The sequence below is a fragment of the Nostoc sp. FACHB-892 genome, from assembly GCF_014698795.1.
Classification (GTDB): Bacteria; Cyanobacteriota; Cyanobacteriia; order Cyanobacteriales; family Nostocaceae; genus Nostoc.
The window spans coordinates 22338-36601 of sequence record NZ_JACJTR010000034.1; the positions used below are offsets into that span (position 1 = coordinate 22338).

The window sequence follows — 14264 nt, forward strand, 5'->3', positions numbered from 1 at the left end:
TAGCTTACGCTTTGCAGCTTCTTACTGAGTACCTCAAAGCTTTTGTATGGGGTATTCTATATCTGCATTTGATGACTTAAAAGTTTGTCCCCACTACTGGACTTTAGAAACAAAGTCTGGATAAATTTGGTTGTCACCGAGTTTTATCAAGAACCTGGGAATTCTAAATTTAAAGTTAGCTCATAATATTTAGTGATTAACATTAAATTGCCGTTGCTAATTTGGGAATAATAAGTTTAGAAATAACTCGGATTTAGCAGTATGTTCAGCACTCATATTAGTATTTATGGATATCAGATCATCGAAGAAATCTATAATGGTTCGAGAACTATAGTTTATCGAGGGTATCGAGAAACTGACTTATTACCTGTAGTGATCAAACTGCTGAAAAATCCATATCCCTCCTTCAATGAACTGGTGCAGTTTCGTAATCAGTACACGATTGCCAAAAATCTAAACTCATTGCCGATCATCCAAACCTATAGCCTGGAGGCATATCAAAATAGCTATGCGTTGGTGATGGAAGATTTTGGCGGCATTTCTCTCAAAGATTATTTTGCTTGTAACGATACACGAGATATCAGGTTTTTACAAGAGTTTTTACAAATAGCGATCGCGTTGTGTAATACCTTAGAGATACTCTATAGTCAGCACATCATTCATAAAGACATCAAACCGAGCAATATTTTAATTAATCCTAAAACAAAACAAGTTAAATTAATTGACTTTAGTATTGCATCGCTATTACCAAGGGAAACGCAAACGCTAATCAGTTTCAATGTTTTAGAAGGGACATTAGCTTATATTTCCCCAGAACAAACAGGGAGAATGAATCGGGGGATTGACTACCGGACTGATTTCTATTCAGTTGGGGTAACTTTCTACGAGTTACTCACAGGAGAATTACCTTTTCAATCAAATGACCCAATGGAATTGGTGCATTGTCATATTGCTAAAGCAGCTCCTTTAGTACATGAAATTAACCCACAAATCCCGTCTACGATTTCGGAGATAGTCAGCAAATTGATGGCAAAAAATGCTGAAGATCGCTATCAGAGTGTATTAGGGTTAAAGCATGATTTAGAAGTTTGTTATGCTCAACTGAAGGCAACAGCCAAAATTGAAAATTTTCCAATTGCACAAAGGGATGTGTGCGACAGATTTATTATCCCTGATAAACTTTATGGACGAGAAGCAGAAGTAAAAACCCTACTACAAGCATTTGAAAAAGTTAGCTTGGGTGCAGTTGAAATAACCCTGGTAGCTGGTTTTTCGGGTATCGGTAAAACTGCTGTTGTTAACGAAATCCATAAACCTATTGTTCGTCAACGCGGTTATTTTATCAAAGGCAAATTTGACCAATTTAATCGGAATATTCCTTTTTCTGCATTTGTCCAGGCTTTCCGTAATTTCATGGAGCAATTACTAGCAGAAAGTGATGTACAAATACAAAAATGGAAAAATAAAATTCTTCATGCATTAGGTGAAGATGGACAAGTAATTATTGAAGTCATTCCCGAATTAGAAAGAATTATTGGCAAACAGCTACCTGCACCAGAATTATCAGGTAGCGCAGCACAAAATCGATTTAATTTATTATTTCATAAATTTCTTCAAGTATTTACAACTAAAGACCATCCCTTAGTAATATTCTTAGATGACTTGCAGTGGGTAGATTCGGCTTCATTGAAGCTCATGCAATTATTAATGAATGAAACTAACCAGGGATATTTATTATTAATTGGTGCGTATCGGGACAATGAGGTATTTCCAGCACATCCGTTGATGGTGATGTTGGATGAAATTCGCAAAATAGGTGTAACGGTGAATAGCCTTACCCTGAAACCGCTCAACCAATTACAATTGAATCAACTTGTAGCTGATACGTTAAATTGTACAGAAAATGTGGCTTTATCTCTTTCACAATTGATTTATCGTAAAGCTCAAGGGAATCCATTTTTTGCAACTCAGCTTCTCAAAGCATTACATCAAGATAAACTAATTCAATTCAATTTTTTAGAGGGATGCTGGCAATGTGACATTTCCCAAATAAATCAGCAAACTCTAGCAGACGATGTTGTTGAGTTTATGCTTTTCCAATTACGAAGATTACCAGAATCAACTCAACAACAATTGAAGCTAGCTGCTTGTATTGGGAATCAGTTCGATTTAAAAACATTAGCGATTGTTTCCAAACAATCGGAGTTAGAAACCGCAGATTGTTTGTGGAAGGCTTTGCAAGAAGGGTTGATTTTGCCACAAAGTGAGGTTTATAAGTTTTTTGTTGGTTCAGAAAATCAAACAGCTACTCAAGAACATTCTGAGATGGTTGTATATAAATTTTTACACGATCGCGTCCAGCAAGCTGCCTATTCACTTATTCCAGAAGCACAAAAACAGTCAACACATCTGCAAATTGGTCGATTGTTGTTCCAGAATACACCTCCAGACCAACAAGAGTCAGGAATTTTTGCGATCGTTAACCAATTTAACTACGGACTGAGTTTATTAGAGGAACCTGCCGAACGAGAACATCTATCCCGATTAAATCTGATAGCTGGTTGTAAAGCCAAGAACTCGACTGCTTATGCAACAGCAGTGGAGTATTTAAAAGTTGCGATGCTTCTATTACCGATAAATGCTTGGCAAAACAGCTACGAGTTGACCCTTGCTGTTTACGAATCTGCGGCTGAAGCAGAATATCTCAATACAAACTTTGAGTCATCAAAATCATTAGTAGAGATTATTCTCAAAAACGCTAAATCTCCATTGGAAAAAGTTCGTACCTATGAAATTCAAATCCAATCTTATACGGCGCAAAATAAATTTATTGAAGCAATAGCCACGGGTAGAGAAGCACTTCAATTACTAGATTTGACCTTACCTGAAGACGGTAACACTCAAATGATTTTTGATGAACATGACCAGTTGCAACAAATATTGGTTCATCAGTCAATTCCAGCATTGGCAGATTTGCCAGAAATAACTGATCCCCAAAAATTAGTTGCACTCCGCATTTTATCGGGTTTGTTTGCCCCGGTTTATATAGCTAAACCGATGTTATTGCCGCTCAAGATTTTTACAATGATCAGAATTTGTATCCAGTATGGCAACTCACCACAGGCGGCTGTTGCTTACAGTCTCTATGGATTATTTTTGTGCAGTATTGGTGCAATTGAAGATGGATATAATTTTGGAAAGCTAGCAGTACAACTTTTAGAAAAATTTCAAGCTAAAGAACTTAAAAGTAGAGTTTATCTAACATTTAGTCTTTTTATTAAACACTGGAAAGATTCAATAAAATCCACATTGAATTTATTTTTGGATGGACTGGAAAGTGGATTAGAAACTGGTAATTTAGAATATGTAGGCTATTGTGCCAATTGCTATTGTCAATTTCTTTTTTGGAGCGGAGAAAACCTAGAGAATGCTGTGGTGGAAGCAGATAAATATTGCGACCTCATGCAGCAAATTAAACAAGAGGTATCTCTAGTTTGGGGAAATATCTGGCGGCAGACAGTTCTAAATTTACAAGGAGAAGCGATCAATCCCTGCTGTTTAATTGGTAAGCATTTTCACGAAGTCGAGATGTTACCAACTTTGATTGAAACAAACAATATCAATGGTATTTGTTATGTCTATCTAGCAAAAACGCTATTGGCTTATCTTTTTGGTGAATACGAATCTGCTTGGGAACATTCCCAGAAATTTGAGCAGTATGAGCAGGGAGCAGCAGGCTTATTAATTGTTCCTTTGCGGAATTTCTATCAATCTCTAAATTTGTTAGCTCTTTGTTCTCAGGTAAATGAAGCACAGCAACAGCTTTATCTCCAGAAAGTAGCCGAAAACCAATCAAAAATGCAAGAATGGGCGGCTCATGCACCAGTCAATTATCAGCATAAGTACAATTTAATTTTGGCTGAACAAGCTCGTGTAACTGGCGATCGCCTACAAGCCGCAGATTATTATGAAATCGCTATCCAAGAAGCGATCGCCAATGACTATATTCAGGAAGCAGCGATCGCTAACGAACTTGCTGCCAAATTTTACCTAGAATGGAGTAAAGAAAAAGCCGCAGAAGGATATCTGCAACAAGCATATTACTGCTATGCCCGTTGGGGAGCCAAAGCCAAAACTGATGACTTGGAAAAACGCTATCCCAAATTACTCAAACCAATTTTGCAACAGCAAGAATTCAACTTCAATCCCTTAGAAACCATAGCCAGCATCGCCCGTACATCTACTTATACCACCAGCAGTACTAATATTTCTGATGCTCTAGATTTGACCTGCATTCTCAAAGCTGCTCAAACCATCTCCAGTTGTATAGAATTAGACGCACTCATCAGCAGCCTCACCCGCATTATTTTAGAAAATTCTGGTGCAAAAACATCTGTATTAATTCTTCCTCAAGAAGACATTTGGCAAGTGCGGGCAATTACCTTTATCGATCAACAGTCGAATTCCCAGGCTGACGTCAAAACCATTCTTGAATCACAACTACTAGATACTTGTCAAGATATCCCTAGAAAACTGATCAATTACGTTAAGAATACTCAAGAAACCGTCATTATAGACAACTGCCAAACAAATATTCCTGGTGTAATTGGTGAATATATGCTCCAACATCAACCTCAGAGTGTATTATGTACACCTATTATTAAACAAGGTCATTTGTTAGGAATTCTTTACCTAGAAAATCAACTGAATCAAGGGGTATTTACTAGTAACCGTTTACAGGTGATTAACCTACTGTCCTCCCAAGCAGCAATTGCTTTAGAAAATGCGCGGCTTTATCAACAAGCCGGGCAAGCTTTACAAGATTTGCAACAAGCTCAACTACAAATAGTGCAAAGTGAAAAGATGTCTGCATTGGGTAACTTAGTTGCTGGGGTAGCTCATGAAATGAATAATCCTCTCGGTTTTATTGCTGCCAGTCTCAAACAAGTTAAACCAAGCTTTATTGATGTTATTGAACACTTGAAACTATATGAACAAAAGTTTCCAACTCCGGGAAATGAAATTCTCACTCATGCCGAAGAAATCGACTTGGAATATACCTTAGAAGATTTTCCCAAGATCATTGATTCGATGACTATAGCGTGTGACAGGCTCAAAAATATCAGTACCAGTCTTCGCACTTTCTCTCGTGCCGATAGAGATTACAAAGTACCGTTTAACATTCATGAAGGCATTGATAGTACAATTCTAATTTTAAAACATCGTCTCAAAGCCAATGACAGCCGTCCGGCAATTGAAATAGTGACGGAGTACAGTAACTTGCCCCAAATTGAATGCTTTCCAGGACAATTAAATCAAGTATTTATGAATATCTTAGCGAATGCTATTGATGCCTTGGATGAATCAAATATAGGTCGGAGTTTTGAAGAGATTAAAGCCGATCCTAATTTGATTACAATTACCACCTCATTGAAAGAGAAACAGGTTGAGGTAAAGATTGCTGACAATGGTCAAGGTATGAGTGAATCAGTCAAACAAAAAGTATTTGACCACTTGTTTACTACGAAAGGTGTTGGTAAAGGAACAGGATTAGGATTAGCGATCGCTCAGTCTATTGTTGTAGAAAAACATGGCGGAACTTTGGATGTGAATTCTACTCCAGGCGTTGGAGCAGAATTTATGATTACCTTACCGATTCTGGTTTAGACTCAAAATTAACTTGGCCCTTGTTGCGACGTGTTGACTTCTTAGCAATCCTCCGATAGATGTGAAACCATTGTCCACAACACCCATCCATTTTTCTCGGCTATCGATTATGGCTTGTTGATTGTGTTGCTGGCTACTTACCCCGCTATATCAGTGGATTAGTATCTGGCTTACCGGGAGCAGGCAAATCATTGTTAACCAGGACTTAGGCAACTGGCACAGGCGATCGCTAAATTTTGGTACATGGGTATTAGCATAACTGACGCAACTGGTACAGGGCGATCGCTATCTAGTAGTACACTAGTATTCCAAGAAAGATTTAGCTTATAACACTGGTTAAACCATCTATCAAATTATTTAGTTCAACAACTCAAACGTCCGACTGTTCCCATGTTTATCGCATAATTGTTTGGTGTGCGGCGCGGTTACACCAAACAATTGCTTGTGCCAGTTGCGTAAGTACTGAGCAAAACCTGTCCCTCTCCTTACTAAGGATGTCTGATAGGACAGGGTGAGGTTTGGAGGTAATTCGATGACTTGTGTGTATACCGTAGGTTTGCTAAGGAGAAGAGGTGGGGCTGAGGTTTAGGCTGTATTGCAGCGAAGTAAGAATCTTTATAAGTCGTTGGGAAGAATCCCTAGTGATATAAACCGAGAGAAAATCTGTTTGATAAACTCGATTTTGGGTTGCGAGTGCGATCTTTCAGCTACCCTGAAATTGATATATAAAAGAGCAATTTTCAAATGACCATTTACTTTTATAAGGTTTGGCAGCCTTATGGCTGTTTTTCTAACTTTTCTCCCCACGGAATCCACATCCAGGGTACTTACTGGCCAACAGTTGAGCATTATTATCAAGCGCAAAAGTTTGTAGGCAGCACAGATGCGGCAATTATACCCCTCATCCATGCTGCCGCTACCCCAGAAGAAGCTGCCGCTTTGGGAAGATGTAGCACTCGCCAACTCCGTCGAGACTGGAATTTAGTCAAAACTCAAATTATGCGAGAAGCTGTACTCAAAAAGTTTCTCACTCATACTGATATTAGAGAAGTTCTCCTAAAAACAGGCGATGAGATTTTGGTTGAAAATTCCCCAACCGATTCTTTTTGGGGCTGTGGTGCTAATAAAGCCGGCCAAAACCATCTCGGTAAAACCCTCATGAGTGTTCGTGAAGAAATTCGTAAATTACTATCTTTAACAGTAATTTACGAATAATTTAATCAAAATATAGGACTCATATTTGATTTTTTAACAAAACTCAGCACACCTTTATTCCTTCTTCTCAGTCCCTAACCCCCAGTCCCTTACCTCTACGAGTGATTCAGAAATCAAAGACGCTCGATGACTCGCTACCGCTTCGCTATCGGATTGCTATAGTTACATTCAACATAAATTCAGTAATTAGAGGGGGAATAGTAAAATTCCCCAGCCAAAAATATTTAAAAAAGTTGTCAGTAATTTAGTTTTTTTTGAAAAAATTTTAATTAATTGGATTAATGGGCAAAAATTGGAAAAAATATTTTTAATTTAAAGCAATTATTAAGACTTAGTTTATAAGTAATTTTACTCAAATATTTTACTGATTAAGAATATAAAATTAATAGGTGTCAATGATTAAAATTTTCTTAACTTAAAATTTGAAAGGATCTTTGGGAAGTCTTTAATGATATACCAAGCGGTTTGATATTTCCTTAAATCAACTTTAAAAGGGCTATGGGGATCAAGCAGAATATCTGCTCCTTTTCAAATATGCTCTGATCCAGTTCCAAAAATATTTGCAACAGATGTACGGCTTTAGCAACGCATTTGTAGCAGGAATCTCTGGAAATGGAATAAAACTCAAAGCATTGTTAAGTTGAAAACTCTGATTAGTGACAATTATAAAAATAATTATACTTCAGTCGTGGTGTATATAGACAATGGCATTTACCGATGAACCAAAAGGGTTGCAGCAAAGCTTAGACCAAGAAAGTTTACTGCACCGGATGATAAAACAGATCAGGCGATCGCTCGACCTCCAAGAGATATTAACGACTACCGTTAGCCAAGTACGTTTATATTTGGGTGCAGATCGGGTAAAGGTGTATCGTTTTGATGCTGATGGTAGTGGTGAAGTAATTGCTGAATCTATCCATGACCAGCGTCTGCCATCCTTATTAGGGTTACGCTTCCCAGTTCATGATATTCCACAAGAAGCCAGAGAGATGTTTCTCTTAGCACAGCAACGTTCGATTGTTGATGTGGCAAACGGGAAGATCGGGCTATCGCCTCTACAATCCAAAGAAACTGGCAAACGTCTACAAACTAATATTTACTATCGGCAGGTAAACCCGTGCCATATTCAATACTTAAAAGCAATGGGTGTGCAGTCTTCGTTGGTAGTGCCAATTTTAGATTGCGATCCACAAGAACAATTGGCAAAGCCTAAATTGTGGGGATTGTTGGTATCTCACCAAAGTGAACCGCGAAAGATTTTGAAGCGGGAACTAAAAGTATTGCAGCAAGTAGCTGACCAAGTTGCGATCGCGATCGCTCAAAGTAATCTACTCACCGTAGCCCGCGCTAAACAAGAGCGAGAAGCTACTATTAACCGAGTTACCACACTATTGCATAAACTGCCGACAATCCAATTGCAAAGGGCGCTAGAAGAAGTTATTACTGCCTTCGATGGAGTAGGTGGCAGGCTTTATATTGAACAGAGTGGGGAACTATACACTTCAGGCAACCAACCGACACTTGCCTACGAGTTAGATAACAGTATTATCGAACAGCATCCCATCTGGCAAAACTGGATGGCTGAGTGTAAAGAAGGCAATATTTGGGCAATAGCTGACCTCTATAAAGAACCACGTTTGCGAGTTTTGGCTTTAGCATTCCGTTCTACTCCAATTCGCGGACTTATGGTAATTCCCCTACATTACCGAGAAAAATTTATTGGTGTATTAAGCATTTTTCGCTCTGAATTTGAAACGGAAATCTTATGGGCGGGACGATGTGAAAAAAATCGGCGACAACTGTTACCTCAGCTTTCCTTTGAGGTTTGGCGAGAGCAAAGAAAGGGGCAAGCGCCTGAGTGGAAGCCGGAAGACATTTCATTAGCGCAAGCTTTGTACGACCATTTCTCAATGGCAATTCAGCAGCAGCAAATGTATAAACAGGTACAATCCCTGAATACTAACCTAGAATTGCGGGTGCAAGAGCAGACTTCTGAACTCGAAAAATCATTACTGTTTACCAAGGTACTCAAGCAAGTTACAGAGCATATTCGCCGCACATTAGACTTGCAGACAACTCTGCAATCGATCGTTCGGGAAGTTCGTCCTCTGCTAAACTCAGACCGAGTGCTGATTTTCCAGGTGAAGACTAAATCGGTGATTGTAGAAGAGATTAATGGCAATTGGCAGTCAGTTTTGGGGGTGAATGCAGCACCGGAATGCTTTCCTGATGAGTGTGCCCATCTATATTTTCAGGGCAGGGTACGGGTAGTTAACAACGTTTCCACAGCTTCTTTAAGTAAATGTCATCGAGAGTTTTTGCAGAGTCTGCAAGTGCAAGCAAACTTAATAGTTCCGATTAATATAGGTATAGAACTATGGGGCTTATTAATAGCCCATGAGTGTGAGGCTCCTAGAGATTGGCAAGATGCAGAAATTGATTTATTGCAACAGCTAGGAGATCAGGCTGCGATCGCTATTCAACAAGCGCAACTCTACGAACAAACTTGTGATGCCGAAACTGAAGCTAGAACTCAAGCTGCACAGTTAGAGCATACCCTACATGAACTCCAAGAAACACAGGCAAGATTGATTCACACCGAAAAAATGTCCGGTTTAGGACAGTTGGTGGCGGGTGTCGCCCACGAAATCAACAACCCCGTTAACTTCATCTACGGTAACCTCTGTCACGCCACTGACTACACCGAACAACTGCTAGAAATTTTACGCCTCTACCAGTTCCACTATCCTTACCCTCATAGTGAAATTAGCGCCGCAATCAAAGCGATTGATTTTGAATTTTTGCTAGAAGACCTCCCAAAAATTATGGCCTCAATGCAAGTAGGAACCGATCGCATCCGTTCAATAGTGCTGTCGTTACGCAATTTTTCTCGCTTGGATGAGGCTGAAAACAAGCGTGTTGACCTGCATGAAGGTATTGAGAACACTTTATTAATTTTGCAACATCGGCTGAAAGCAAATTCTGAATTTCCAGGCATTCAGGTAATCAAAGATTATGGCGACATACCAAGGGTAGAATGCTATGCCGGTCAAATGAATCAGGTATTCATGAATATTCTCAGCAATGCCATAGATGCCCTGGTAATGGGGAGTGGGGAGACGAGGAAACAAGTGGACAAGGCAGATAACCCATGCCAAATGCCCACTATCCACATTTCCACTCAAATCTCAGCAGACAACTCTCGTCTGTTGATTCGTATTTGTGACAATGGGCCCGGAATGACTGAAGAGGTGAAAAAGCGGATTTTTGACCCGTTTTACACTACCAAACCTGTGGGCAAGGGTACAGGGCTGGGGCTGGCAATCAGCTATCAAATCATTGTCGAAAAACATGGTGGAATAATGGAGTGCATTTCAGAACCTGGCAAAGGTACAGAGTTTTGGATTGAAATTCCCGTGAAGCCTCCAGTCAAAATTAACTAAAGTAAAGGATTGACCTTTATAGGCAGTTCTTGCAGGGGAAAAGATATTAAAGCTTTTTATTTACTTTTCTTATTCTCCCATAAGAATGGTTGTTTTATTTCTGCTGTGTTGTATCAGAGCGATCGCTTGAGAATTTTTCAGATCAAACAGTGAACGATCATCTGTCGTTTGGCATAATATCATCCTGTACTGTTCGCTTCCAAACCATGTGACATCATAATAACTTTCTATTAAGAAATAAACATTTAAACCCTTAATGAGCAAGGTTTTCAAGAATTTCATCGAAATATATTTATTTGATATTTTCCTAGTACAACTACAAGCAAGTTGGAACCTCATATCTTGAAACTACACTTAGGTTCAACATTAATGAGTAGATATATACTCCTTGCGCTAGGGATAATTATTAAGATTAATAGTTAGCTTAATAATGAAGCTAATTTAACGGATAAAGTATTATGAATGACAACAAGCAACCTTTGAATCAAACTGATGCCAATCGTCTCGTCCGTGAGGAAAAGATTGTTAAAAGTGAGAGTGATAAAAAATTGTCTTCAAATCAAGCTGAAGAAAATTTTGAATCCCAGCCAGAAGAAACCTCAGACTCTTCATCAGATTCAGGCATTAGTGCTAGGGTAGCTGGCGCTGCAATTGGTGGCGTACTAGGCGCTCGCTCTGGAGGCATTATCGGTGCTGTCGCAGGTTCAGTTGCTGGTGCCATAATTGGTAAGGGAACTGCTGATACGGTTAACCGGGCTGTTGATAATTTAGGAGATGCAGCTAACTCTGTAGCAGAGGGTGTTAAGCATTCTATAGAAGACATAGGCACAGCAACCAAGGAAACGATTGAAGAAGTCAAGCCATCTATCAAAGGGACAGCAGAAGCCGTCAAGCAAACAGTTGAAGAGTCTAAGCCTTCTATTAAAGGTATAGCTGAATCAGTTAATGAGACAGTTAAAGAGGCTAAACCTTCTGTAGTAGATGCAGTTAAGAATGTATCCGAAGAAGTCAAACCTACGATTAGAGGGGTAAAAGAGTCAGTTCAGCATACAATTGAAGGTGTTCAGCCTTCTGTAGAAAACGCTGCTAACTCTATTAAAAGCGCTGCCGATGAAATTAAGCCTTCTGCCAAAGCTGTGGCTAAGGAAATTGAAGGTGCTACTAAAGATGTTCGCTCAACTGTCAAAGGAACAGCGAAGGCAGTCGAACCCTCTGTAAAAAGTGCTGCTGAATCCCTTAAATCATCGGCTCAGAATGCGACTGAATCGTTGAAATCATCGGCTCAGAATGTTACTGAATCTGTCAAAGGTTCAGCCCACGATATTAAGTTATCTGCTCAAAATACGGCAGAATCTGCCAAGAAAGAAATTAAGGATTCAGCTCAGAATGTTACTGAATCTGTCAAAGGTTCAACCCATGATGTTAAGTTATCTGCCCAAAATACGGCAGAATCTCCCAAGAAGGAAATTCAGGATATCAATACCCGTGTTTCCAGCAGCCCAATGCCTGAAGTGATTATCATCAAGGAACAGGCAATTATTGAAGATAAGAGAGACTAGATCAAGAATAAAGACTAGCCTCTAGCTTTGTCAAATGCATCTAAGCTAAAGTTTCAAGCAGGTGAACCTAATAAAAGGTTCGCCTTACGTCTAGAAGAAGTAAATTAGCGCTCTTGCATGACTCTTATGAAAAAATAAGGGACATCCAAAAATTAAATTACTCAATTCCTGCGTCCAATACGACTGTCCGATTTCTTCCCCCCTGCTCCTCAGTAAAGTTTAGTTGCAAACATAATCCTTCCTATCCAGAAGTGATAATCTAATAATTGAAGTTAATAAATAAGCTTCCCTGGCAGATAGAAGAGTTGCATCTGGAATGTAGTAAGAGGTAAAAGACGCTGTTTAACTTACATCTGTCTCGTCAAAACACAGCAACACCCAACGCGAAAACTGCTATTTCCTCAAATATGGAAGATTAGGGGGCGCTGTAACTGGTTTTCATAACTTGTTTACACAAGCTATGGAAGTTAGTACATCCCTGGTTAGGATAAAGAAGGAGAGGAGATAGTTCAGCGAGTACAGGTTTGGGTGTTGTTGTGTTTAAAGAGAAGTCTGAGATAGGGACTGCTCTTAGTGTAAGATTATACGAAGTTGAATAGTGAAAAACAGTTTAAATAGCGCCTTATGTCAATTATTGCGCTCAGAGCGTGGTATCTACAGGATTACGAGCCGATTCCAGAACTGGAAAAACGTCCGCCAGACATTCGCTTAAGCAAAAAAAGCCTGTTGAGATCAGCATTACGAGCAGACTTTTTGGAAGAAAGCGACGAGGTTAAGAAATCAACTTGGTTTGGACGCTATCTGGAAGGGGAAAATATTGAATTTTATATTGAAGGTAGTGGTGGCTATTGCGTCGCCAACATTGACTTAATTAGTCATGAAATTTATTTCACCAAGCAGGCGCTATTGGCTCAGTTAGAACCAACGATTTTTTTATCCTATCAAACTGAGTATGCCGCAGCGACTAATATTCTCAGAGAAGAACTGCGAAAAAGTTTGGACAGTTTAAACTTGCGATCGCGCTTTCCTCTAACATTAGTAGAATCCTCTCGCCCTATCGGTGCTTCTGTACGGATTAACCGCACGATCATGCGAAAAATCCGTAGGAGTTTATTATTTATCGCTGACACCACACCCATTGCTAGTATTGACGGTAAAGAAACTCCTCAAGTAATTCCTAGCCCGAATGTCTGTATTGAGATTGGCTATGCCATCCAAAGTAAGCGGTCTGAACAGATTTTACTAGCGCATATGCAACGTCCAGACTTTGAAGGGCAATTTCCCTTCGATTTACCGACACAGCAAATTTTGCAATTCCAAGACATCGCAGAACTAAATAGCATCCTCACAGGAACGATTCAAAACCAACTAGCACGATTCAAATTGTTTTTTTGAGCAATCTGTGATGTCAACTAAAATAAACGGACAGGCTTTTTTTGCAGTCCAGAAGTAATGGAACTGACTCGATCAACTACAGAAATCATGTATTTGTAATCTGGTACTTGTCCGTTGGGTACATACCCTACTTCTTGAGCTAAACTAGAAGGCGCATCGCTCATTACTTTGCGGATGAACTCTTGACGGTTACGTTCTACATTAGGCCCAATCAAGACTACGCCTAATGGTACATAGTGAGGGTCTTTAAATAGGATGCGGAATTGGGTTGACCCCAACTGAGAACCGTAGAGGCTCAATTCAGCCTCCGAGACAGCACAGGCGATCGCTTTTTCTTCAGCAACTAATTCCAGCGCGGCTTTGGGCGTGGGTGCAAAGAGGATGTCAGCCAGTGTTGTACCAAAAAGATTGTAAAGTGGAAAATAATATCCTGTGGCTGAACCTAACTGACCTAAAGCCACTGTTTTACCTTGTAGCTGTTTCAAGTCGGTTATCGGATTATCATTGCGAACAACGAAGATTGAACGCAGATTACTAATACCTATTAAAGGAAACAGGGGAACATATTGGTGACGTGCGATCGCAACAGCTGCTAAACCCGGTGGAGCAAATACTAACGACCAAGCACGAGCCTGAAGGCGCTCAACCGCTTTGTTTTCATTAAAAGCAGGCTCTAGCTGAATATATGAGTTTGTTTTTTCACCCAAGTAGCTATTAAATTTAGCATATTGGCTAATTATCTTATCGCTTCCACCATAGTTGATAACACCAAGAGTTAATGTGCCCTCAAACTGCCGTTGTGATTGGCAGGCGGCAAATGTCAAACCTAGCAGATTAAATAGAAATAAACGACGGGGAAATCGCAAAAACATCATTAATAATTATGGTTAAGGAAATAACTTCGCTTTCAAGACTAATTTAGATGAGTTTGACTACTGCCTAAATAGTTTAAATTTCAGCAAAAAATTAATATTTATTTAAATAT

6 protein-coding genes are annotated in these 14264 nt (G+C 39.5%); 5 read left to right on the top strand and 1 reads right to left on the bottom strand.

Features of this window, described 5'->3' with window-relative positions; genetic code table 11:
• Positions 1-261 precede the first annotated feature (261 nt).
• From H6G96_RS29800 to H6G96_RS29820, 5 genes are all read left to right on the top strand, one after another.
• Entirely contained in the window at positions 262-5667 is a 5406-nt protein-coding gene (locus H6G96_RS29800; protein ID WP_190916312.1) for an AAA family ATPase, read from the top strand.
• A 744-nt stretch (positions 5668-6411) separates the two neighbouring features.
• Positions 6412-6882 (top strand): N-glycosidase, encoded by a 471-nt coding sequence (locus H6G96_RS29805; protein ID WP_190916314.1) that lies wholly within the window; start codon positions 6412-6414, stop codon positions 6880-6882.
• A gap of 704 nt (positions 6883-7586) precedes the next feature.
• Positions 7587-10325, top strand: a complete 2739-nt coding sequence (locus tag H6G96_RS29810; RefSeq protein ID WP_190916316.1) for a GAF domain-containing protein — start codon at positions 7587-7589, stop codon at positions 10323-10325.
• A gap of 458 nt (positions 10326-10783) precedes the next feature.
• Entirely contained in the window at positions 10784-11884 is a 1101-nt protein-coding gene (locus H6G96_RS29815; RefSeq protein WP_190916318.1) for a hypothetical protein, read from the top strand.
• Positions 11885-12508: 624 nt separating this feature from the next.
• Positions 12509-13279 carry a hypothetical protein gene (locus tag H6G96_RS29820; protein WP_190916320.1) on the top strand — a complete coding sequence of 257 codons (771 nt, stop codon included), beginning with the start codon at positions 12509-12511 and terminating at the stop codon, positions 13277-13279.
• A 17-nt stretch (positions 13280-13296) separates the two neighbouring features.
• Here the strand turns inward: H6G96_RS29820 and H6G96_RS29825 are convergent, their stop codons facing one another.
• Entirely contained in the window at positions 13297-14151 is an 855-nt protein-coding gene (locus H6G96_RS29825) for a PhnD/SsuA/transferrin family substrate-binding protein (protein WP_190916380.1), read from the bottom strand.
• Positions 14152-14264 lie beyond the last annotated feature (113 nt).

Coding starts and splice junctions, on each gene's coding strand:
- H6G96_RS29815 (WP_190916318.1), top strand. CDS start 10,784: ATGAATGACAACAAGCAACCTTTGAATCAAACTGATGCCAATCGTCTC.
- H6G96_RS29810 (WP_190916316.1), top strand. CDS start 7,587: ATGGCATTTACCGATGAACCAAAAGGGTTGCAGCAAAGCTTAGACCAA.
- H6G96_RS29825 (WP_190916380.1), bottom strand. CDS start 14,151: ATGTTTTTGCGATTTCCCCGTCGTTTATTTCTATTTAATCTGCTAGGT.
- H6G96_RS29820 (WP_190916320.1), top strand. CDS start 12,509: ATGTCAATTATTGCGCTCAGAGCGTGGTATCTACAGGATTACGAGCCG.
- H6G96_RS29805 (WP_190916314.1), top strand. CDS start 6,412: ATGACCATTTACTTTTATAAGGTTTGGCAGCCTTATGGCTGTTTTTCT.
- H6G96_RS29800 (WP_190916312.1), top strand. CDS start 262: ATGTTCAGCACTCATATTAGTATTTATGGATATCAGATCATCGAAGAA.